Origin of the sequence: Larkinella fluvii, from assembly GCF_051857545.1 — a bacterium.
Classification (GTDB): Bacteria; Bacteroidota; Bacteroidia; order Cytophagales; family Spirosomataceae; genus Larkinella.
In genome coordinates this window covers 69622-93033 of the sequence record NZ_JBPZHB010000004.1, presented here as the reverse complement: position 1 = coordinate 93033, position 23412 = coordinate 69622, and the positions used below count along the sequence as shown (strand labels likewise).

Sequence of the window (23412 nt, the reverse complement as noted above, 5' to 3'; positions counted from 1 at the left end):
ATTTACATCGCCCACTCTTTCCGCGCCAGCGGAGCCGCCAGCAGCGCATTGGCGGCATTGTTTCCGACAAACAGTTCCTTCTCTGGATTCCAGGTCAGTTTTTCGCTGATCTGACAGGCAATCAGGCCAATCTGCGAAATCGAAATCGTCCGGTGGCCCACTTCAATCGGTTCCAGGGTTTTGCGACCGGTTTTGACGGCATCCACAAAATCCACCTTGTCCCAGAGCGTTTTCGACAAATCCAGTTCACTGCCCGCCGGTTTGGATGTGAGCAACGCCGGATTGCTGCTGCTGATGACGCCCGGATAATTATCGACCAGAATCCAGCCTTCCGACCCGATGTATTTGATACTGGGTTTACTCGTCGGGCTTTGCACACAGGTCATTTCAACGCCGTTGGCATAGCGGTACGTGACCGTGAAATTGATCATCGAGTTCCAGAGACTTTTCGGAAATTCGCCTTTCCCCTCCACTTCCACCGGCCCCGAATATTCGCTGTTGTTGGCCCATTGCGCCACGTCGAAATAATGCGCACCCCAGTTGGCAATCATGCCCTGTGCGTAAGTGTCGACGCGCATCCAGTTCGGTCTTTTCTGAAGATCAGAGGGCGTGTGAACCCGCATTTCGGTATACGGCACGAAGGGCATCGGTCCCAGCCATAGCTCATAATCTAGTTCTTTCGGGACGGGCATGTCGGCCTGCGCCGGAACCGGGTCGGGGTCCGACGGAAACGAGATTTCGATCTTCTGAAGCTTGCCGATGCGCCCATTCCGAACCAGTTCAACCGCCTGATTCTGGGGACGAACCGACCTAAATTCGCTATCAGTCCGGTTCACGACACCGTATTTTTTCAACGCATCGACCAGCGAGCGGCCCTGATGCACACTCATGCTGAGCGGTTTTTCGCAACTGATGTGTTTTTTGGCCTGGGCCGCCAGAATCCCCATCGGAACGTGCCAGTAGTCGGGCGTCGAAATCATCACGGCGTCGATGTCTTTGCGGGCAATGATCTCCCGAAAATCGCGGTGGGTCGAACAGCCGTTGTAGGTTCCGCTGGCGGTTTTTTGGGCATAGTGGCTTTCAACAGCCGTTTTGGCTTTGCCCATCCGCCAGCTATCCACGTCGCAAACCGCCACCACCTGCGCGTCAGACACATCGAGCAGGCCCGGAATTCGCGCCCCAATGGTTTTGAGGTCGGAACCCTGAAGATTCTGTCCGTAGCCCTGGCGACCGGTTCCGATCAGGCCGACGGCAATGCGGTTGGAAGGGGCGTTTTTACCGAACACCGAAGCCGGTACGATCGTTGGAATCCCTACCGCTGACACGGCACTAGCCGCAACGGCACTATTTTTCAGAAAATGACGTCGTTTCATGGCAAGGGTTTGATTTTGATGGTCCGAAACGCAACACTATGGCCGTGGTCCTGGAGCAGAATGTGGCCTTCCGGGATGTCGGCAAAACCCACATAGCTGTTAAATTTGCTGTCGGTCACACCCTGCCGGAAGCCATCGGTGGTTCGGTTGGTGGTCAGGACTTTCACGCCATCGAGCCAGTGTTCGATCTGGTTGTTGTTGACGACAATGCGCGACCGGTGCCAGACATCCATTTTCACATCCGGTTTGGTCGCGGCCACCACATCGTAGATGGATGCGGTTTTAAGATCCTGGGGCAGCTTTTTCCCATTATAAATATAGTCGGCATCGTCGATAAGCTGGTATTCGTACCCTGCCTGCGAGCCGATGGCGGGTTTGGGCAGTCGTTCCTCGATGAAATACTTCACCCCGCTGTTGCCGCCTTTGCCCAGTTTCCACTCGAACACCAACTCGAAATGGCGGTATTTTTTCAGGGTGACAATGTCCCCGGCGTCACCGGATTCGGCCCCGTCCTGGAGTTCGCCACGCAGTTCGCCGTCTTTCACAACCCAGCCTTTGGCGGGAAACCGGTCGGCGTAGGCTCCCCGCCAGCCGGTGGTGGTTTTGCCGTCGAAGAGCAGTTGCCAACCCGCTTTCTTTTCGGACGGGCTGAGGGTGTTAGCCGGTTGTGCGAGGGCCAGCGACGACAGGCTGATACCAACCGTAATGAGTTTTAGGGCGATTCCATTCATAGCAGCAAAATTCTGCTAATTTATTTCATTTTTTTGACAGCCCATTTGCAAATACTATCACAAAATTTGCATCTTATCCCTTGTTCTGAAAAAAGTTGCAAATCTTACCTCATTCATCACCCGATGCGCCCTGATCGTCTCCTGGTTCCGCAACAACCCCACCGCTCGTTCGACTTACGGCACGAGCGGCTGCCGTTTTTTACCAATCCGTGGCATTTTCACCCGGAAATCGAATTAAACTTCGTCGTAAACAGTACCGGTATGCGGTTTATCGGACACACCATCGAGCGGTTTTCCGGCGGTGAAATTGTGTTGCTGGGGTCCAACCTGCCGCACTACTGGAAGAATGATGTGGTGCATCCGGAAGCGGAAAATCCGGCATCGGCCGAAGCCATTGTCGCCCGGTTTGCGCCCCAGTTTGCGGGCGAACCCTTCTGGGAACTCCCCGAAACCAAACCGATTCAACGGCTCCTCAACCGGGCTGGCATCGGCCTGAAACTCCTGGAACCGCTTCGGACGGACGTAGCCCGCCAGCTCGTGGCCTTGCTGGAGAGCGAAGGACTGGCCCAACTAACCGCCCTGCTGCACATCCTCGACCAGATTGCCCACTCCGAAGCCGTGCTGCCCATCGCGCCGGGATACGTTCCCAATCAGCAGGTCACGCGGCAAAGCGAGCGGCTCAGCCGAGTGATCGGCCACCTGATGCAGCAGGTCGAAGCCCCTGTTTCGCTGGCGGAAATCGCCGAATTAGCCAACATGAATCCGGCCGCGTTCTGCCGGTATTTCAAATCGCAAATGGGGCAAACGCTCACGCAGTTTGTCACCGATCTGCGCATCCGCTACGCCTGTGACCTCCTGACCCGAACCGACGAAAGCATTACGTTCATCAGTGAACAGTCTGGTTTTGAGAACATCTCCTATTTTGTCCAGGCATTTCGAAAAAAGCAGGGCGTCACCCCCGCCCGGTTTCGGCAACGGTTACGCGGGGTGTAACTCGTTTTTCATCGAACTGACACTGCTTAATCAGCCTTACAGACTTTTCAGGTAGGCGATACTCTGCGGCACCTGGGTGGCAATGCTGGGGCTCTCATCTTCAATGTAATAGTGTTCGACACCCGCTTTTTTGGCGGCTTTCAGAACGGCCGGCAGGTCAATTTGCCCCGTTCCCAGTGCCACGTCGTTTTCCACCGGCGTGCCGCCCGACAGGTTGCCGACAATCCCTTTGCGCAGGTCTTTCAGGTGCATCAGCTTGAAGCGTTTGCCGTATTTATTCAACAGGGCCACCGGGTCATGGCCCGGAAAAACCGTCCACAGAATGTCCATTTCGAAGCCCACATACTTCGGGTCGGTTTGCTGCACGATGTAATCGAACAGGGTTCCGTTCTCGTGTTGCTGAAACTCAAAGCCGTGGTTGTGGTAACAAAACATGATCCCAAAATCATCTTTCAGCTTCTTGCCAATCTGGTTGAAATCGGCGACGGTTTTCTTGGCCATGTCGAGCGTAAACGGGCCTTCGTGTGGAATCCAGGCCACGCGGACAAACTTGGCGCCGAGGGTTTTGGCATTCTGGCCCACTTCCTGCGTTTTGTTGAGCGCATCGGGATAGCCCACACCAAACGACGAACACTTCATACCGCGCTCATCGAGGAGTTTGCGCAGTTCAGCGGCTGTTTTTCCAAACAGATTCGAGAACTCCATATCGGTGATTCCCAGCGCCTTGATTGTATCGAGCGTGGCAGCCACGTTTTTCTGAAAACTGTGTCGATAGGTATAGGACACCATGCCGGGGGCCTTCGGAAATAACTTCTTCTGGGCGAAAACCGGCCCCAGGCTAACCAGAAATAACAAAGCGACTATGGTATTTTTCATTCGGCGATTGATTGAGAATGTACGTTTCGATAAAAAGTCTTGAAAGGCCCCGATTTACTGTTCATATTGCGACCCTAACCACATCGGCAACAGTTTATGAATACGCGGAAACGCTCCTTCCTCTTTCTGTCGTTTCTCCTGACCAGCTTTTTTTTCGGTGCTCAGGCCCAGATTCCCAACGTGACCCGCGACCTGCTGAATCAGGGGGCTTATTTTAGAGCGTCGAATTACGACATCACGCCTATTTACACGATGGCCGGGCCGGAAGGAAAAATTCTGGGCTACCCCTATCTGGATACGGCCTTTGCCAAAACGACGGTTTTGTTTTACCAGAACATCGCCAAACCGGGCGTTCAACCGATTCAGGAACTGGTTAACGTCCCCGTTCGCTACAACATCACGGCCAACGACCTTGAATTTCTGATGGACAACCGAACCGTGAAAGCCGTCAGTGGCGAACGCGTGAAACAGTTTACCATAGAACAAAAGGGACAGACGACGACCTTCATCAATGCCACCGAAGCCGGTGCCCCGGCAGACGTTCGCGGTTTTTTCGAACAGGTGAGCGACGGAAAGCTCAAACTCCTGATCCGACATCAGATATACGTTAAGAAACCTACCTACAACGTCGCCTTAAGCACCGGATCGAAAGATACTGAATTGATCAAAGAAGCCATCTGGTATACCAGCGATGGCAAAACGCTCACCAAATTCACTCCCGGCCGCAAAGGTCTGTTGAGCATCATGAAAGACCGGGAGGAGTCCATCAATGCGTATTTGAAGGAGAAAAAACCGGATTTAAAAACCCGAACGGCCTTGATGGACGTATTTGCGTACTACAATTCACTGTAAAGGACGGGCCATCGGTTTTTTGAAACTACTTTGCTGTTAACTTGCAGCCCAGTTTCACCTTCATTGACATTTCTTCATTTTAGTATGAAAAGCCGGCGTTCGTTTCTCCGTTTGGGAGCTTTATTTCCACTGTCTCATTTTAGCCTGAAGAGCCTGCCGGGTTTAACGGGTAGTCGAATCGCGGGCCAGCCCCTGGTGGTTTCTACCTGGGACAGTGGCACCATCGCCAATGGCGGAGCCTGGCCGGTGTTGCAAGGTGGCGGCAAAGCCATCGACGCCGTGGAACAGGCCGGTATTGCCATCGAAAACGACATCAATTGCTGCGTCGGACTGGGTGGCAATCCCGACCGCGACGGTCGCGTTACCCTCGACTCCTGCATCATGGATGACCAGTTCAACTGCGGCTCCGTGGCGTTTCTGGAACGAATCAAACACCCGGTTTCGGTTGCTCGGAAAGTAATGGACACGACGCCCCACGTCATGCTCGTCGGCGAAGGCGCGCAGCAGTTTGCGGTTGCCAACGGTTTTGTGCTCGAACCCGGCACCTTGTCCGCCGATGCCGACAAAACCTACCGGAAATGGCTCGAAAAATCCGAATACAAACCCATCATCAACGTCGAAAATCAAAAACCGTCTCCTTCCAAAGGCAAAAAAGCCTTCGCGCCCAACAAACTAGAGGACGGAACGCCCAACCACGACACCATGGGAACCGTGGCACTCGATGCCGCCGGGAATCTGTCGGGGATGTGTACGACCAGTGGAATGGGCTTCAAAATGCGGGGGCGCGTCGGCGATTCGCCCATCATCGGCGCGGGCTTGTACGTCGACAATGAAGTGGGGGCCGTTACCTGCTCGGGTCAGGGCGAAGAAGTAATCCGGATGTGTGGTTCGCACCTGGTCGTTGAGTTCATGCGCCAGGGAATGACGCCCACGGAAGCCTGTCGGCGGGCGGTCGAACGAATCATCAAACGCGACCCTGTGAAGGCCAAAGACTTTCAGGTCGGTTTCATCGCCCTGAACCGTCGGGGCGAGGTGGGAGCATTTTCGGTACAGAAAGGATTCAGCTATACGGTCACTTCCGCCACCATTCAGAACAAAGTGTACAAAGCCGAAAGCTATTTTAGCTGATTCCGGGCCAACGTCCGCTCCGGGAAACCGCTTTCGGCAAATCCGCCGATCTTGTGGTAATGGCGGCTATGCGGTGCGTTTTTTTCGTACCTTTGCGCTTTCAAATCCAGACCCGATTCAAAGTGTCTTCTATCCTTCGTATTGCATTACAAAAGTCCGGGCGGCTGAGCGAGGATTCGTACCAGCTGTTCAAAGAGTGTGGCATCCGCTTCGACTACGGCACCGGCAAGCTGAAATCCGTTTCATCGAATTTCCCCGCCGAGTTTCTTTTCCTGCGCGACGATGATATTCCGGGTTACGTCGAAGACGGCGTGGCTGATCTGGGCATCGTCGGTGAAAACGTGGCCGTCGAATCGGCCCGCAAGATTGACACCGTCCATCGGCTCGGTTTTTCCAAATGCCGTCTGTCGCTCGCCATTCCACGCGGAAACGAGTGGAACGGCATTCAGGATCTGAGTGGTAAAAACATCGCGACTTCGTACCCGCTCATTCTGGGGAATTACCTGCGCGAGCAGAACATTTCGGCGGATATTCATGTCATCAGCGGTTCGGTTGAAATTGCACCGGGCATTGGTCTGGCCGAAGCCATCTGCGACATTGTCAGTTCCGGAAGTACGCTGTTGAGCAACGGATTGAAAGAAGTGGAGGTTATTTTCCGCTCCGAAGCCATCCTGATTGCCCGTTCGACGCTGGAGACCGAAAAGCAGGGTCTGCTGGACAAACTACTGTTCCGGATCAAAGCCGTTCAGGCTGCCAAGAACAACAAATACATTGTGTTGAACGCGCCGAATGCGGCCCTGGATCAGATCAAATCGCTGTTGCCGGGCATGAAAAGCCCCACGGTGACGCCCCTGGCGACCGAAGGCTGGAGTTCGGTGCATTCGGTCATCAACGAAAACGATTTCTGGGAAAACATCGAAGCCATCCGTTCCGCCGGAGCGCAGGGCATTCTGGTGATTCCCATCGAAAAAATGATTTATTGATTGGTAGACAAGAGAGGATAGACAAGAGAGAAAAGACGTTTCTGCGTTTGCTTTTTGTCTTTATTCTCTTGTCTATCCTCTCCTGTCTCCTCATGAAAATCCTTTCTTTTCCTCCGCGCACCGACTGGCCCGCGCTGCTGGCCCGGCCGGTGCAGTCTACCGAAACGATTGAAAAAGCGGTTGCCCCCATTCTGGAACAAGTTCGGACTCAGGGTGATCAGGCGCTGGCGGAACTGTCTTTGAAATTTGACAAAATCGCCTACACCGGTTTGCCCTTCCAGCCCGGCGACCTCGCAGCCGCCGAAAGCCAGCTTTCCCAAGAACTGAAAACCGCCATTCAACAGGCGTACCAGAATATCAGGACGTTTCACGAAGCACAGCGGCAACCGGTCGAAAAGATCGAAACCATGCCGGGCGTCACCTGCTGGCGTCGGAGCGTGGGCATCGAGAAGGTCGGGCTGTACATTCCGGGCGGAACGGCTCCCTTGTTCAGCACGGTTTTGATGCTGGGCATTCCGGCCCAACTGGCGGGCTGCAAGGAGATTATTCTCTGTACACCCAGCGATCACCCGGCGATTCTGTATGCCGCCCAACTGGTGGGCGTGACCCAACTCTTCCGGATTGGCGGGGCGCAGGCCATTGCCGCGATGGCCTATGGAACAGCCTCGATTCCGAAAGTGTACAAGATTTTTGGACCGGGCAACCAATACGTGACGGCAGCGAAAATGCTGGTCGCGAAGGAAGGCATGGCCATTGACATGCCCGCCGGGCCGTCGGAAGTGGCGGTTTATGCCGACGACACCGCCGTTCCGGCTTTCGTGGCCGCCGATCTGCTGTCGCAGGCCGAACACGGTGCCGACAGCCAGGTGTTGCTGGTCTCTACGAGTAAAAGAATGGTGACGACGGTCAATTTGGCGTTAACGACGCAACTGGAACGCTTGCCCCGGCGCGACCTGGCCGCCAAAGCCATCGAAAACAGCAAAGCCATTCTGGTTGAAACCCAGCAAGACGCCATCGATCTGCTGAATGACTATGCCGCTGAACACCTGATTTTGAGCATTGAAAATGCCGAAGCCGTGGCCGAACGGATTACCAATGCCGGGTCAATTTTTCTGGGCAACTACACCCCCGAATCCGCGGGTGATTACGCGTCCGGCACGAACCATACCCTGCCGACCAACGGTTTTGCCCGTGCTTACAGTGGGGTTTCGCTCGATAGTTTTGTCAAGAAAATCACCGTACAGCACATTTCATCGAAAGGCATTCGCAACCTCGGACCCACGATTGAGGCCATGGCCGAAGCCGAATCATTGCTGGCCCACAAGCACGCCGTGAGTCTGCGGCTGGCGAGTTTGGAATGAGGTTGGCAATAGATTTGTTATATTGCTTAAAATACAAAAAGCATGAGCCAGCTACTGATTGAAATCGATTCTCCAGAGGATGAAGCCATTTTACTGTCACTACTTCCTAAACTGAATGGTAGGGTGCTGGAAAAGAAGGAACAGGCAAGGCTCTCACTGAGAGATGTTTTAGAAGAACTTTCTAAAAGTGGAATTGCCGAGAAATATGGTGATCCATCAGAATGGCAACGCCAAATCCGTACCGACCGACCTTTACCTGAACGTGAATGATGATTATTGATACAAATATTGTTATATATTCCATCCAATCAGAGTTTGGTGTCCTCCGGGATTATCTGGAAATAAACCAACAGAGTCTCCGGGTTTCAATGATTACTAAAATTGAAACATTAGGATATCATAAACTCACCGCAGAAGATCAGAAAAAGTTTGAAGTTTTCTTTCAGATTGTCCCAACTTTTGCCATTAATAATCCGATAATCACCGAAGCCATCCGTTTACGGCAACAGCGTAAACGCTCCCTGGCCGATTCCATCATTGCTGCGACGGCTTTGGTGTATAATTTACCCGTTTTAACGAATAATACCGCCGACTTCGAAGATATATCGGGTCTGCAGGTTATTTCATTACAATCGATTACGTAAGTATTTTTTGATTTTATGTTTGACCTCAATACCATCCTCCGCCCCCACATCATCACGCTGACGCCCTACTCCTCCGCCCGCGACGAATACACCGGAAAAGAGGGGATTTTTCTGGACGCCAACGAAAACGCATTTGGTTCGACGATTGACGGGTCGACACTAGACGGGTCGGCTTCGGAGGAACACTATAACCGCTATCCCGACCCGCACCAACTGGCGATCAAAGCCAAACTGGCACCCATCAAGGGCGTTCGGCCCACGCAGATTTTTATCGGCAACGGCTCCGACGAACCGATCGATCTGCTGGTTCGGGCCACTTGCACACCCGGTTCGGATTCCATCCTGATTCTGCCGCCCACCTACGGGATGTACGAAGTTAGTGCGGCCATCAACGACGTCCAACTGATCAAAGTACCGCTAACAACTGATTTTCAGATCGATGTCCCGGCGGTTTTGGCAGCCATCCAGCCTCATACAAAATTGCTATTTGTCTGCTCGCCCAATAACCCGACCGGTAACCTCATCGACCGGGAAGCAATCTTTACGCTGCTCACCCATTTCAACGGATTGGTGGTGGTCGACGAAGCCTATATCGACTTTGCGGATACCAAATCGTTCACGGCTCAACTGGATCAATACCCCAATCTGGTGGTTCTGCAAACCTTCTCGAAAGCCTGGGGGCTGGCGGCTTTGCGGTCGGGCATGTGCTTTGCGTCCGAAGCCCTGACCGAGGTCTTAAACAAAATAAAACCGCCGTATAACGTCAGTGGCCCAACGCAGCAGTTGTTACTGAAAGCCCTCAATCAGGTACCAACCAAAGATGCGATGGTGGCCCAAATTCTGGCCCAGCGGGAAGAATTAATTGCGAAACTGCTCAATTTACCGCTGGTTCGTCACGTTTATCCTTCAGACGCCAACTTCATTTTGGTGAAGTTTGACGATCCCAAAGCGGTTTTCGACTACCTCATCGACCAGCAAATTATTGTTCGCGACCGGCATCGGGTTAAACTGTGCGAAGGCTGTTTGCGCATCACCGTCGGAACACCGTCGGAAAACGAACAAGTGCTGGCCATGCTGAAAACGTACGCAAACCGCTTGACTACAACCGTTTAAGTATCAATGAATCGTATGAAAAGAAATTTTTCTCTGCTGATCGTATTGTTGGTTGGCTTGGCAATCAGCCAGCGGGCCGAAGCGCAAACCAACAACTGGGCCATTGGTTTCCGTATCGGCGAACCGGCCGGTGTCAACATCCGGAAGTATTTCGGTGAAAACCACGCCTTCGACCTGAATGTCGGCACCTACGGCGGTATTTATGGCAACCGGCGCAGTTACCGCAAAGGGATGTATAAGAATGTCGGTTTTACGGTTCAGGGGCATTACCTCTGGCACGGCGGCATTGGCAAGTCGGAAACCCTGCATTATTACTTCGGCTTTGGCGGGCAGTTGAACAGCCGACGGTATTATCCGGATCAGTTCAGCCTCGTCAATGCCTACGATAACACGATTTCAATTGGCGGTTCGGGCGTGGCGGGTCTGGAGTATTTCCTGCCCAACAAACCCTTCTCCGTTTTTCTGGAAACCGGCGCTTATGTTGAAGTAATTCCCGCTCCGTTTTTCATGGGTCTGCAATCCGGACTGGGGATACGGCTGAATTTATAGGTTATTTCGCGGACGGGGCCGCCCGGCGGTTAAGCGGAGAAAAAGAGAGTCAAGCGGAGAAAAGTAATTCTGCTTAACTCTCTTTTTCTCCGCTTAACTCCGCGTTACAACGTTAACCTGCTTACCTTTCCTCTATGTTCAAAATTTTCAGTTCATCGGCTGGATCGGGGAAGACCTATACACTGACCAAAGAATACCTCAAACTGGCATTGGGGGACCGTCCCCAATCCGGCAAAGGCTTTGAATCCCACCAGTTTAAGAACATTCTGGCGGTGACCTTCACCAACGCGGCAGCGCGGGATATGAAGGACCGGATTCTGGAGCAGCTCCGGAAAATTACCTCGGGCGACCTGAACTCTCAGCTTACGGAATTAGCCAATGAGTTACAGCTTGAACCTGCTGAACTGCAAAACCGGGCGCGGCTGACGTTCCATTCCATTCTGCACGACTACTCTTCCTTCTCCGTTCTGACCATCGACAGCTTCGTGCAGCGCGTCGTGACGGCTTTCACCGACGATCTGGAATTACCGTACAGTTTCGAGGTCGAAATGGATACCGATGCGGTTTTGCAAACAGCTATCGACCGGCTGCTGGAGAAAGTGGGGCAGGAAGATCACCCCTATTTGTCGGAAGCCCTGGAAGAATTTTACCTCGATAATGCGTCCGACGGGAAAAGCTGGTATAGCCTCGCCGGTACGCTCGCCGATTTCTCCAAAGGCCAGTTGGGCGACCGGAACTACGAGTTCGTGCAAAAACTCAAGGAACTGAATCCCGAAAATTTCCGGACCATTCGGCGCAACCTGCGCGAGAAAAACCGGGAAATTGAGACGATGATCGAGCAATTGGCTCAGCAAGGACACCAACTCATTCAGGAGGCCGGTATTCCCGAAAAGGCCTTTTACTACGGCGACAAAGGCGTCGGAGCGTATTTCAAAAAACGTATTTCGCTCTTTTCTTTTCCGGAAGATCCCAACTCGTATGTGCGGAAAGCCATCGACGACGACATCTGGCATTCGGGGAAGAAGAATTTGACCTCCGAACAGCTTCAGATTGAGGCTATTAAAGAACAATTGCGGGAATATATTCTGCAAATCGAACAGCTTCGGCAGGATAGCCTTCTGCGCTACCGGACATTCGGAGCCATCGAACAGCATTTGCAGAAAGTAGCCTTGCTGAAGCAAATCAAACAGGAGTGTGACGATTTGTTACGCGAGCAAAACCGGATTCACATCTCGGAATTTAACCGCCTGATTGTGAAAGTGGTAGCCGAAGAACCGGTTCCTTTCATATACGAACGGCTCGGCGAAAAATTTCACCATATTCTGATTGACGAGTTTCAGGATACATCAAAACTTCAGTTTGTCAACCTTTTACCGCTAATTGACAACAACTTAGCCTACCAACGGTTTAACCTCGCCGTGGGCGATGCGAAGCAGGCCATCTACCGGTTTCGCGGGGGCGACATGGACCAGATCGTCGCCCTGCACAGCGGCAAACTGGATTCACTTCTGTCGGCGCACGAAACCAGTGACATGACCGTTGAGCGGCTATCCGGTTTGCAACACCACCTCCAACCCGACCGGCTGGCAACCAACTGGCGCAGTGCAGAATCCATCGTGGAATTCAACAACGGCTTTTTTCGATTCATGGCGGATTTCTACGCCAATACGGATTTCCAAAAAGTAACGGAGGTGTTCGATGAGCAATTCCGGCAGGCATCGGCCAAAGCGGGTGTACTCGGTCACGTTCAACTTGATTTCATCGAAAAACCGGATCGGTTTGCGGCTAAAAACGCCGACGGGGATGAGCCGGATTTCAACGTCCAAATGGTGGAGCGCACGCTGCAACTGATTCAGAAAGCCGTGGCCGATGGCTATCAGTACGGCGATGTAGCGGTTTTGTGCCGGTTTAAGAAAAACGCCCGGCGGATTGCCGACTATCTGGAAGCCAACGACATTCCGCTCACCTCAGAAGATTCGCTGACGCTGCAATCGTCGGAACGGGTGCGATTTCTGGTTTCGCTGCTGCAACTGCTGCACCAGCCCGAAAACCGGATGGTGCGCTACGACATGCTGTTTCTGTACCACCGGCTCATCAACCCCAACCTTCCCGATGCCGCCTGGATGGAGTACATGGACAAGATGGCCAAAGCGGAAGATGAGGAAGATATTTTCGGGCTGGTTTCAAAAATCGACAAGGCCAAGCTCGATCCGACGGCTTTGCAGCAACTCAGCATCTATGAACTGTGCGAAAAACTGGCCGACTACTTCGATCTGTACGAAAATGAGCGGGATAGTGCCTATCTGTTCCGGTTTATGGACGAGGTGCTAACCTACAGCAGCCGGTACAGCAGTCACCTGACGGATTTTCTGAAATACTGGGAAACCGCTCAGGAGAAAGTGTCGGTCAGCACCCCGGCCGACCAGAATGCCGTCACGATCCAGACAATCCACAAATCGAAAGGGCTGGAATACCCTGTCGTCATCATTCCGTATGCCGATTGGTCGTATAAACCGCGCAACAACGAGACGATGTGGGCTGACCTGTGGCCATTGGGTGAGGTGGATGAACTGGCCATTCCGGGTGTGGGTCATCAGGAAATCCGGCGGCTGCAAACCGCATCGATCACCATCAAAAAAGACCTGGACGAAACCCCCCTGGCAGATCAGTACCAGGACGAACTGTACCGGACGTTTGTCGAGTGCATGAATCTGGTCTATGTGGCCTTCACCCGCCCCACCGACCGGCTGTACATCATCGCGGCCAAGCAGGATTTTTCGCCAACGGCCAAAGACGGCGGCTTTAAAAATGCCAACGGCATCGACTTCTGGTTGTATACCTATCTCACTGATCTTCGGGGCAATCCCTGTTGGGAAGAGGGAAAAATGAGCTACCCGCTGTCTGATTTTGTAACCCAACCGACCAAACATTCGTTAACCCTAAGTGACGCTTTCGCGGTTACCGTTGGAAACCGGGAAGGAAACCAACCGCTTCGGCTCCGGCGCATCGAGCGGACCATCGACACGTCGGCCTTTGAAAAAAGCCGGGCGTGGTGGCAAAAAGTTTGTACGGCCCTGTCCCTGATTCAGAAACCGGAGGACTCGGAACGCGCCATTCGGCGGATGGTGGCCGAGGGGATTTTGCGGGCGTCGGAGCAGGATACGATGTGGTCGGCTTTGCAAACCGTGTTGAACCATCCCGACATCAGTCCGCTTTTCGCACCGGCAAACCGGGCTGACAACAACCGCCGGATTCTGGTCAACACCGGTTTGAACGGAAAACCGCAACGAAACGGCCCCAATCGGGTGGTTCAGTTTCCGGGCAAAGTGGTGTTGGTCAATTATTTGACCGAAGAGTCCGATGAAAACGATCAGGCCAAAATGCGGTCTTTTATGAAACTCTACCATCAAATGGGCCATGCCTCGGTGGAAGGCTGGCTGGTGTCCATTCAGGACGGCACGGTTATTAAATTGAATTAATCAGCTCAACCTATGAAATATTCGTCTTGGTTTTTATCGGTTCTTTTAGCCACGCAGGTTGCTCTTGCGCAGGAGTATCCGATCACCGCCGTTCCGCTTTCCAAGGTCAAAATTCAGCCCGGTTTCTGGTACAACCGGCTGGAAGCGGCCCGCAACGTCACCATTCCGCACGCGTTCCATAAAATTGAAGAAACCGGCAAACTCGACAATTTCGCCGTGGCCGGTGGCCTGAAAAAGGGAACGTTCAACGGCATTCGATTCGATGAATCCGACGTGTATAAGGTCGTGGAAGGAGCCGCCTATACGCTCCAGAATAAATATGATCCCAAACTCGACCGTTACCTCGACAGCCTGATTACGCTCTTTGCGGCTGCTCAGGAACCCGACGGGTATATTTATACGATCCGAACCATTTTCAAAGACAGCACCGGTTTAAAGGACTGGATTGCCGGACCCAGCCGGTATGCGTTCGAAAATGGCAGTCACGAACTCTATAATGTGGGGCACCTCTACGAAGCCGCCATCGCGCATTTTCAGGCGACTGGCAAGCGAACGCTACTGGATGTCGCCATCAAAAATGCCAACCACCTCGTTAAAACGATTGGCCCGAAACCGGGGCAGATGATTGTGGTGCCGGGCCACGAAGAGACGGAAATCGCCCTTGTTAAACTGTACCGCTTAACCGGTGAAAAAAGCTACCTCGATCTGGCCCGGTTCTTTGTAGACATGCGCGGCAGGGGCGATAAACGGTCGTTGTACCAGGATGCTCACAACCTGGGCCCAACGTATTTTCAGGATCTGAAACCGGTTGTCCAGCAAACCGAAGCGGCTGGCCACGCCGTCCGGGCGCAGTATCTGTATGCCGCCATGACCGACCTGGCAGCCATTCAGCACGACCAACCGATTCTGGATGCGGTCATGAAGATTTGGGAAGATGCCACGACCCGCAAGCAGTACATCACGGGGGGCGTCGGTGCGCGTGAAAACGGTGAAGCTTTTGACGAACCGTATGTGTTGCCCAACGACGCGGCTTATGCCGAAACCTGCGCGGCCACGGCCAATCTGCTCTGGAACCACCGCCTGTTTCTGTTGACCGGCGAATCCAAATACATGGACGTTTTCGAGCGGGTGTTGTACAACGGTTTTCTGGGGGGCGTCTCGATTGAAGGCAATTCGTTTTTTTACGTCAATCCGATGTCATCGAACGGCAAAAAAGACTTTAGCAACGGCGAACCGGCCCGGCGCTCGCCCTGGTTCGGCATCAACTGCTGCCCAAGCAATGTCGCCCGATTTTTGCCGTCGCTGCCGGGTTATATCTACGCGCTTCGCAACAACGAGCTGTTTATCAACCTCTTTGCCGATAGCCAGACGGAGATCACAATGAATGATGTGCCGGTCAACATTCAGCAGCAATCGAATTATCCGTGGGATGGTGCCATCAAAATGACGGTTTCGCCCAAAAAAGCCATTGCCTTTCCGCTTCTGATCCGCGTTCCGGGTTGGGCTACCAACCAGCCCATGCCGGGGGATCTGTACCGGTATGTAATGCAAAACGCGCCTTCGATTAAACTGACCATCAATGGAAAAGTGACGCCGGTTACAGTTGAAAAGGGTTATCTGAAATTGTACAGAACCTGGAAAACCGGTGATGTGCTGACGCTGACATTTGATATGCCGGTTCGTGAAGTTGTCGCAAACGAGAAAGTAAAAGCGACCAAAGGGAAAGTGGCCATCGAGCGCGGCCCGATTGTGTACTGTGCCGAAGGAGTAGACAACAACGGGCAGGCACTTGGCATTACTACTTCTATTAATCAGTCTTTTACGCCAGAATTTCGAAAAGAGTTGCTGGGTGGCGTAACGGTCTTGAAATCGGCAGGAGCAAAACCGGTTACGTTGATTCCGTATTATGCCTGGAACAACCGGGGCGCCACTGAAATGGCAGTTTGGTTTGGATCAATAGGAAAATAACGGGATATGGAAAATTGCCGCGCTATTTTCCATCTATTAAAATTCGGTCAACTTAGACGTAGCGCATCACAAAAAGTAACGCCCCTGCGTTACTTTTTTATTTTATTATTTTTCGGAGTCAGTTTACACCCAATTTCTTGCCGAAGAAACTTACCGAAAACTGCTAGCGTTGACCGGAAAAGAACCGCCGAAAATCCGCATGAACGTTATTGTCAAGGAACCACCCGAATTCCTCCGTTTGTTCGTTCACAAGCTCTGGTACATCTCGGCAGACCACATCGATCAACAGGACATTTGCCTGCCGGTTTTGCAGTATGAGTTGATGTTCAATTTTTCGGAACACTTTTCGGTAAGCGATCCGAACGAGGCTCTGATAATTGAAGACGAAGAAAACTGGATCAGCGGTTTGTATACGCGTCCGCAACGAACCGTAACGTCGGGTAAGCATGAAACCTTCGGCGTTTTTTTGAAACCCTGGGCCTTGCAGTCGCTGACGGGAATTCCAGCGTCGGAACTAACCAACCAGATCGTTTCGGGAAGTACGGTTTTTCGCCAATCGATGAACGAACTGAATGGACGGATGCAGGATGCGTCAACCGCTGGTGAAAAACTGGCTCTGCTCGAACGCTTTCTGGCCAAACGCCTGATCGACAAAGACATTCCGGCTTATGTGGTTTATGCGGTCGACTTTTTGCAGCGAAGCCGCTGGCACGACGGAATCATCAAAGCGCTGGCCCAGGACCTCCGAATCAGCCCGAAATCGCTCACGCTGGCGTTTAAAAAGCACATCGGCATCTCACCCGGGCGGTTTTTGCATCTGCGGCTGCTCAACGATCTCACAACCGATTTAGCTCAAAAACCGCATCAGTCGCTCACGGAACTCGCCCATCAGCACGGTTTTTTCGACCAAGCCCACCTGAATCACCTCTTTAAATCCCTGACGAATCTTACTCCAGGCGATTACCGCGACCATGTTCTGGCGGGTGCCATCGACCCCGCATCACCCTGTTACATCCGGGCCTCACCGAATCGCGGGTAATTTTTATACAATTCTCCCAAGCCGCTGTCGCGTACTTTTGCCTCAAAAAACAAATACAATGAGAAAAGTAAAACTGTACATCGCGACGAGTTTAGACAGTTACATTGCCGGACCGAACGGCGAAATCGATTGGTTGTTTACCGAGGGAGAATTCGGATACGACGCGTTTATGGAAACCGTCGATACGACACTAATGGGGTATGAAACGTACAAATTAATCGAAACCTTTGGTGATTTTCCGTATAAGTCCCAGACGAATTACGTCTTTACCCGAAACCCAAATCGACCTGAAGCAGCTTACGTGCAATTTATCGCAAGTGACGTGGTAGCATTTGTTCAGGCATTGAAACAGCAGGCCGGGAAAGACATTTTTCTGGTGGGCGGAGGACAGATCAACGCTATCTTACTCGAAGCCGGGCTGATCGATGAGCTTCAGGTATTTGTCCATCCGATTATTCTGGGAAAAGGCATTCCGATGTTCCAGTCGACGGAAAAACCGCATCCCTGGCAGTTGGTGGAAACCAAAACCTATGAGCGGGGACTCGTGGAGTTGCATTACCTAAAAGGCTGAAAACCCGGCCGGATTAGCATTTCAATTTGTTCGAAACCTATGAATCATAAATGAAAAATGATGAATGTAAAATGTTAAAGTGCTGGTCCGGCCAATCCTTTAACATTTTACATTCATCATTTTTCATTTATGATTTCTAGTAAAACTTATTGTACTGTCCGCTCCGCTTTTTTCTCCAATACCTTTTCTTCTCTGGCGGCTTCCAGGCGCAACTTGCCGTTTTGGCGTTCAAAAACCTTGAAGAGCACCATGAAATAGGCCAGCAAGAGCGGTCCAATGACCAGACCTAAAATGCCGAAGATCGGTACGCCCAGCACGATACCGGTTAAGGTTACGAACGGGTGAACATCGCCCATTCGCTTGGCCAGCATGACCCGGAGCAGGTTGTCGACGTTGATGATCACCACGGCTCCAACCACCAAAATGCCGATTCCGTCACCGGTATTGCCCTGTGAAATCATCAGAATACCGGCGGGCCCCCAGACAATCGGCGTTCCGAGAATCGGAATAAAGGCAAAGAAGAAAGCGACCGTACCCCAGAAAACTGCATCGGGCACCCCAAAAATCCAGAGGGTCAACCCGGTCAGAATCGACTGAACCAGAGAAACCAGTGCCTGCCCCAGAATATTGGCATTCACCATATTTTTCAGATCCTCCCCCAACTCATCGAGCGTATCATCTTCAAAAGGCAGGTATTTACGCAGCCCCTTCAAAAACTTTTCTTCCTCCATGAAAATGAAGTACAAGCCGACGTAGAGCAATCCCAGCGAAATAATGACATCCAGGGTACCACTCAAAATCGAAGGAAACTGCTGGCTGGCAAAACCGGCGCTCTGCTTCACCAGGTTCTTGATGTTGGCCTGATCGGTCAGTTGAATCCCGGTGGCTTTTTCCAGTTTTTCGATCAATTGCAGAATTTGGTCGGTGTGCTGGCTGTAATACTGAATCCGGTTGATCAACAATAAACTGAGTGCCAGAAACGGCATGATAATTACCACAACCGAAAAAAGAATGAGTAAAATGGTGACCAGCAAACGGTTCCATTTTCGTTTGTGAACCAGATTCGTGAACCAGGGGCGAAAAATGACGTAAATAATCCCGGAACCCAGAAGGGCAATGGTGTACTGACGCAATCCAATCAATATGAACCCGGCTATAATAATCAGGCTGACAATTAAAAGAACGCGCTGCTGTTTGGGGGTATAAATGGTGGCCATCGGCGGTTGAAATAGGTAATATATCTTATAAACTCTGTTTGTTACGCCTTTTGTTTAAACGGGAACATATATGAAAAAACTTTCAATTATAATCCCATTTTTTTAAATTCGCTTTCAACCCATCGTATTATGGAGGTACGAATCTATACTGTCGGCCATTCTAACCACGAAACTAGCTATTTCGGTGAGTTATTGGAAACCGTTGGCATTACCTGCGTGGTCGACGTGCGAACGATTCCGGCCAGCACCTATAACCCGCAGTTCAATCGGGCCGCCCTTTCGGCCTTTCTCAAAAACCGGCAAATTGCCTACCTGCACCTGCCCGAAGAATTCGGTGCCCGGCACGACCACCCTGAACTGCTGGATGATTTCGGAAGAGTCGATTTTGAAAAAGTACACCAATCGGCTGCTTTTCAGTCGGGTGTAAACCGGTTGCTGAAGGGACTGGAGCGAAACTTTGTCATTGCGCTGATGTGTTCGGAAGCCGATCCGCTGGACTGCCACCGATTTGCGATGATCGCCCGGTATTTAACCGAAAACGGGTTTGAAGTCTACCACATCCTGCGGGACAAAACCATTCTTTCCAATGCCGCCCTGGAAGACGAACTACTGAAGAAATACCGTAAAAAAATACCACAACCCACCCTTTTTGATCCGGACATCCCACGAAACCGGCAACTGGATGCCGCTTATCGCCTTCGTAATCAGGATATTGGCTGGAAGACAACCGAAACAGACGCCCCTAATGAGGCCATTTAATTTCCTTTTCGCATGATCCAACTCTTTACCATCGGTTTTACGAATAAATCTGCGGAGCAGTTTTTCAACCTCCTGCGCCGTCATGATGTCAGGGCCATTGTCGACACACGCGTCAACAACGTTTCCCAATTAGCGGGTTTTGCCAAAGGGGCTGACCTTTCTTTTTTTGCCCGTGAACTGGGCAACATCGGCTACGAACACAAACTGGATTTTGCTCCCACCAAAGAACTGCTGGCGAAATACCGGAATAAGGAAATTGGCTGGCCGGAATACGAAACCGCCTACCTGAACTTGCTCGACCTGCGGAAAGTCGGTCAGCATCTGGTTGTTGAACAACTTCACCAACACTGTTTGCTGTGCAGTGAGCACACGCCCGAACACTGCCACCGGCGTTTGCTGGCCGAATACCTGCAACACCGGTTTTCCGGAATCGAGATCGTTCACCTGATCCGTTAAACGATGAAACTTCGATTTGTTTGTCTAGCCAACTCGCTAAAAGAAGGTGGGCGCTGTCTGGCCGGGATCGTCCTGAATGGTGACGATATCGCCTATGCCGGTGACAAACCGCTCTGGATTCGACCGGTTTGTCTGGAAAATCCGCACGGACGGATCGCGTTTTTTTATGCCGCCGGCATTCAATTGCTCGACATTGTCGAAATCACCGTCGGCCGGGCCGTACCCGACAGTTTTCAGGTCGAGAACACCACTTTTGATGTAAAAGGTATGCAGGTGGTCGGACGCTATTTTTTTCCTACGGCCCTACTCAATGTGCTGACGGAAACCGACTCTCCCACCCTGTTTGGCAGCACATCCCGCTCCGTTCCGGTCGATGAAGTGCATGAACTTTCGTATTCCCTGACCCTCATTCGAATCTATCGACCTACATTTTACACGGTTTTGAAGGGCGAACGGGCCAAAGAGCAACTGCGAATTTTATTTTCGTACCACGGCGTACCCTATGACCTGCCGGTAACGGATCCTGAATTTCTGGAATTCTACCGAAACGATGCTTCGGCGACGCAGAATCTGGCGGATGTATATCTAACGCTTTCGTTGGGCATTGCCCACGAAGGAAAACACTATAAGTTGGTCGCGGCTGTGGTGTATTGATCAGTTTACATCACCTTTCACATCGTCGTTATTCACGGATTTGCTTTTCTTCTTTTTCTCTTCAAACGTCATTTTTCCGATGCGGTAGGAGAACGTTACCTTCACATTCTGGTTGTAGAGATTCATCACACTTGTCTGGGAAAGCAGGGGTGAGTCGAGCGTCGTACGCATGGTTACGCCATTCCCCAGGAAGTTTTCAGCCGCCAGCCCAATGCTGCCGCGCTTGTTGGCGAAATCCTTTTTCACACCCAGCGAATACATATACATCCCGCCCATCGTTCCCTGCAACTGCGGCTGTGGACTGCGGTAAAATCCGAATCCCTGAATCCCCCAGCCTTTGTTGAGCGTCCACTGCGACATCAGCCGTCCACCGATGCTTAAACCCTGATTACTAATCTGCTGCGAGCGTCCGTCGACTCCGGCCGTCATACCCTGCATGTATACATAATAACCGTCCAAACCGCCGTTGATGCTCCATTTGGATGTCAGATTGGTGTTAAAAAACAGGTTGGCCCCGAAAGTCCGCTGCACACCGATGTTCTGAAACGTCGTGATGATGCTCCCCGCCAGCGTATCCGATGGCAGCCGGATTTGCGTCAGCGCGTTGTTGGTCAGGCGTCCGAACAGAGCGGCATTCAGGTATGTTTTCTTGATGGTCGAGCTGATGCTCAGTTCCACATTGTCCGTCAATTCCGGCCGCAAGGTTGGATTTCCGACGCTGATGTTCTGCGGATTGGCCGCGTTGGGGTTCGGGTTCAACTGTTGCAAACCGGGCCGCTGAATCCGGCGGTTGTAGGCAGCTTTTACCGTTGCTCCCCCCTTCAAACTCTTCGATACGTTGATGCTCGGCACCAGGTTGCTGTAACTCGGAATGGCCAGGGGGGTCGTTTCGTTGCTGGTGGCCGTGATGCCGGTGTGTTCGTAGCGCGTCCCGACTTTGAAGGTATATTTTGTAGGCGTCACGTAGGTATACGACACGTAACCCGCTCCAATGTTTTGCGAATAATTGAGTGAACCGGATGGGTTGGTCGGGTCAAAAACCAGGTCGCCGGTGGTGCCGCCCACCTGATACTGATAGCGGCTATCGACCTGACGCATAATCACTTTCGCACCAAATTCAAGCAACTGGTTCTTCTGAATCGGCGTTTGGTAGTCGGTTTGGAGGGTGATTTCCTGGTTGGTGTTGTTATTCAGGTTCCGTTGACGGGCGGTTAATTCTCCGCCGTTGTTCAGCAGGTCAGCGTAAAAATTATTCACTAAACCGGTGCGGCTGTATTGCGTCGAAATGCTCCACTCCTGCTGCGGTTTGAACGTGCGGATGTAATCCAGGTTGATATCCACCGAGTTCGATAAATCTTTCCGGTCGACATCGCGGTTGGTTTTGCCCTGCAACGAATCCCCGAAATACGTGCTGGTCAACTGGTTCTGTTCCTGAACGAAATTGCGGGTACCGTAGCGAATATTCGCCGTCAAAGACTGGTTTTTAGCCAGATCGTAATCCAGACCCAACGTATATTGGCCGAAAAGCGGTTTATCAAAAGCCGTAGCCTGCTGGCTGGTCCGCATCGGGACGCCACCGATCAGCGTCGTCTGGTCGAGGCTCGACGACGCCCGGTTGTAGAAGGCCCGGCCAAAACCGCCCAGACTAATGCCCAGTTTCCCCTGCCGATACGACCCGTTCAATCCCAGATTCGACCCGCGAATTCCGGCTCCGGCGTCGACGTTCAGCGTCAAACCGTGTAGCGTATTCTTCTTGGTCACAATGTTGATGATCCCGGCGGCTCCCTCGGCATCGTACTTGGCCGACGGGCTGGTGATCACCTCCACGGATTTGATCATGTCGGCGGGTAATTGCTTCAGCGCATCGGCAACGCTGCTGGCAACGATGGTCGACGGTTTGTTGTTGATCAGCACCCGGATATTCTGGCTACCCCGCAGACTCACGTTGCCGTCCAGATCCACCGACAGCATTGGAACCCGTTTCAGCACATCGGTGGCGTCACCGCCTTTGGTCGTGACGTCTTTGTCGGCATTGTATACCAGCCGGTCCACTTTATCTTCAATCATGGGTGCCTGTCCGGTAATGACCACTTCGTTCAACTGGCGCACATCAGGCTGAAGTTGCACATTTCCCACATTCAAATCCGTGCCTTTGGCAATGGTAATCGTTTTGGAATCCGTGTTTTTGTAGCCAATGAAAGAGTACTGAAGGCGGTATTGACCGGGGGCCAGTTTGGTCAGCGAGAACTTCCCTTTTTCGTCTGAAGTCGTTCCGTCGATGGGCTTGTTGGTGGCGGGATTGATCAGCGCAATGGTGGCGAACTCGACCGGTTTTCCCGACGTCGAGTCGATCAGAATACCGGATATTTTGCCATTACCCCTGGGCGCATCCTCGGCTACACCGGTAAATTCTTTCTTCTTCTTTTCGTCCTGACCGCCGAAGCTACCACCCGGAGGACCGCCCCCGGGAGGGCCAAACTGGGCCATGGCAGCCGAGAGACCGGTGAAGAGAAATACGGCGAGGAGGGCCGGGCGAATGATTGAAGTAAATCCTTTGGTTTTCATGATAGACCTGCGTTGTCTTGGCAGGTTACAAAGGTTGCCTTCGGGAACTCCTTACGAAAAAGAATGTTGCAAAACCGGGATTTTCGGGCGCAGAATCGGCG

The 23412-nt window shown here is 52.1% G+C and carries 21 protein-coding genes; 16 read left to right on the top strand and 5 right to left on the bottom strand.

Features of this window, described 5'->3' with window-relative positions; all coding sequences use genetic code 11:
• Positions 1-2: 2 nt before the first annotated feature.
• Positions 3-1373, bottom strand: coding sequence for a Gfo/Idh/MocA family protein (locus tag ACS5NO_RS10720; RefSeq protein ID WP_439415150.1), 1371 nt, complete (start codon positions 1371-1373; stop codon positions 3-5).
• A complete protein-coding gene (locus tag ACS5NO_RS10715) occupies positions 1370-2104 on the bottom strand; it encodes a 3-keto-disaccharide hydrolase (protein WP_439415149.1) in 735 nt (244 codons plus the stop codon). Before ACS5NO_RS10715 ends, ACS5NO_RS10720 begins: the two co-directional genes overlap by 4 nt.
• Before the next feature lie 123 nt (positions 2105-2227).
• Here ACS5NO_RS10715 and ACS5NO_RS10710 point away from each other — a divergent pair, with 123 nt between their 5' ends.
• Complete coding sequence (locus tag ACS5NO_RS10710; RefSeq protein WP_439415148.1) at positions 2228-3097, top strand: AraC family transcriptional regulator; 870 nt, start codon at positions 2228-2230, stop codon at positions 3095-3097.
• A gap of 36 nt (positions 3098-3133) precedes the next feature.
• Here ACS5NO_RS10710 and ACS5NO_RS10705 read toward each other — a convergent pair whose 3' ends face one another.
• Positions 3134-3973 carry a sugar phosphate isomerase/epimerase family protein gene (locus tag ACS5NO_RS10705; protein WP_439415147.1) on the bottom strand — a complete coding sequence of 280 codons (840 nt, stop codon included), beginning with the start codon at positions 3971-3973 and terminating at the stop codon, positions 3134-3136.
• 96 nt (positions 3974-4069) lie between these two features.
• On the opposite strand from ACS5NO_RS10705, the gene ACS5NO_RS10700 reads away from it, so the two are divergent.
• The 12 genes from ACS5NO_RS10700 to ACS5NO_RS10645 all read left to right on the top strand — a co-directional run bounded on the left by ACS5NO_RS10700 (position 4070) and on the right by ACS5NO_RS10645 (position 17660).
• Entirely contained in the window at positions 4070-4825 is a 756-nt protein-coding gene (locus tag ACS5NO_RS10700; protein ID WP_439415146.1) for a hypothetical protein, read from the top strand.
• An 84-nt stretch (positions 4826-4909) separates the two neighbouring features.
• The gene (locus tag ACS5NO_RS10695) at positions 4910-5953 is read left to right on the top strand and encodes a glycosylasparaginase (protein ID WP_439415145.1); all 1044 of its coding nucleotides are present in this window, start codon (positions 4910-4912) and stop codon (positions 5951-5953) included.
• A gap of 122 nt (positions 5954-6075) precedes the next feature.
• Positions 6076-6936: an ATP phosphoribosyltransferase gene (hisG, locus tag ACS5NO_RS10690; RefSeq protein ID WP_439415144.1), complete on the top strand. Its 861-nt coding sequence runs from the start codon at positions 6076-6078 to the stop codon at positions 6934-6936.
• Between the two features lie 92 nt (positions 6937-7028).
• The gene (hisD, locus tag ACS5NO_RS10685) at positions 7029-8297 is read left to right on the top strand and encodes a histidinol dehydrogenase (RefSeq protein WP_439415143.1); all 1269 of its coding nucleotides are present in this window, start codon (positions 7029-7031) and stop codon (positions 8295-8297) included.
• 42 nt (positions 8298-8339) lie between these two features.
• A complete protein-coding gene (locus ACS5NO_RS10680; protein ID WP_439415142.1) occupies positions 8340-8567 on the top strand; it encodes a hypothetical protein in 228 nt (75 codons plus the stop codon).
• Complete coding sequence (locus tag ACS5NO_RS10675) at positions 8564-8941, top strand: type II toxin-antitoxin system VapC family toxin (protein ID WP_439415141.1); 378 nt, start codon at positions 8564-8566, stop codon at positions 8939-8941. Before ACS5NO_RS10680 ends, ACS5NO_RS10675 begins: the two co-directional genes overlap by 4 nt.
• 15 nt (positions 8942-8956) lie before the next feature.
• Positions 8957-10054, top strand: coding sequence for a histidinol-phosphate transaminase (gene hisC / locus ACS5NO_RS10670; RefSeq protein ID WP_439415140.1), 1098 nt, complete (start codon positions 8957-8959; stop codon positions 10052-10054).
• Positions 10055-10069: 15 nt separating this feature from the next.
• The gene (locus ACS5NO_RS10665; RefSeq protein WP_150875250.1) at positions 10070-10603 is read left to right on the top strand and encodes a hypothetical protein; all 534 of its coding nucleotides are present in this window, start codon (positions 10070-10072) and stop codon (positions 10601-10603) included.
• Between the two features lie 134 nt (positions 10604-10737).
• Positions 10738-14082 carry a UvrD-helicase domain-containing protein gene (locus ACS5NO_RS10660; RefSeq protein ID WP_439415139.1) on the top strand — a complete coding sequence of 1115 codons (3345 nt, stop codon included), beginning with the start codon at positions 10738-10740 and terminating at the stop codon, positions 14080-14082.
• A 12-nt stretch (positions 14083-14094) separates the two neighbouring features.
• The gene (locus ACS5NO_RS10655) at positions 14095-16050 is read left to right on the top strand and encodes a glycoside hydrolase family 127 protein (protein WP_439415138.1); all 1956 of its coding nucleotides are present in this window, start codon (positions 14095-14097) and stop codon (positions 16048-16050) included.
• 199 nt (positions 16051-16249) lie between these two features.
• Positions 16250-17089 (top strand): helix-turn-helix domain-containing protein, encoded by an 840-nt coding sequence (locus tag ACS5NO_RS10650; RefSeq protein ID WP_439415137.1) that lies wholly within the window; start codon positions 16250-16252, stop codon positions 17087-17089.
• Positions 17090-17147: 58 nt separating this feature from the next.
• The gene (locus ACS5NO_RS10645) at positions 17148-17660 is read left to right on the top strand and encodes a dihydrofolate reductase family protein (protein WP_439415136.1); all 513 of its coding nucleotides are present in this window, start codon (positions 17148-17150) and stop codon (positions 17658-17660) included.
• Between the two features lie 146 nt (positions 17661-17806).
• On the opposite strand, the gene ACS5NO_RS10640 is transcribed toward ACS5NO_RS10645, so the two are convergent.
• Positions 17807-18877 carry an AI-2E family transporter gene (locus tag ACS5NO_RS10640; protein ID WP_138990589.1) on the bottom strand — a complete coding sequence of 357 codons (1071 nt, stop codon included), beginning with the start codon at positions 18875-18877 and terminating at the stop codon, positions 17807-17809.
• Positions 18878-19006: 129 nt separating this feature from the next.
• On the opposite strand from ACS5NO_RS10640, the gene ACS5NO_RS10635 reads away from it, so the two are divergent.
• The 3 genes from ACS5NO_RS10635 to ACS5NO_RS10625 are packed head-to-tail and all read left to right on the top strand — an operon-like array spanning position 19007 to position 20746.
• Positions 19007-19636, top strand: coding sequence for a DUF488 domain-containing protein (locus tag ACS5NO_RS10635; RefSeq protein ID WP_439415135.1), 630 nt, complete (start codon positions 19007-19009; stop codon positions 19634-19636).
• Positions 19637-19648: 12 nt separating this feature from the next.
• Positions 19649-20092: a DUF488 domain-containing protein gene (locus ACS5NO_RS10630; protein ID WP_439415134.1), complete on the top strand. Its 444-nt coding sequence runs from the start codon at positions 19649-19651 to the stop codon at positions 20090-20092.
• A 3-nt stretch (positions 20093-20095) separates the two neighbouring features.
• Positions 20096-20746, top strand: coding sequence for a dual OB domain-containing protein (locus ACS5NO_RS10625; protein ID WP_439415133.1), 651 nt, complete (start codon positions 20096-20098; stop codon positions 20744-20746).
• Here the strand turns inward: ACS5NO_RS10625 and ACS5NO_RS10620 are convergent, their stop codons facing one another.
• On the bottom strand, positions 20747-23233 hold the full coding sequence (locus ACS5NO_RS10620) for a TonB-dependent receptor (protein ID WP_439415631.1): 2487 nt from the start codon (positions 23231-23233) through the stop codon (positions 20747-20749).
• Positions 23234-23412: the final 179 nt, after the last annotated feature.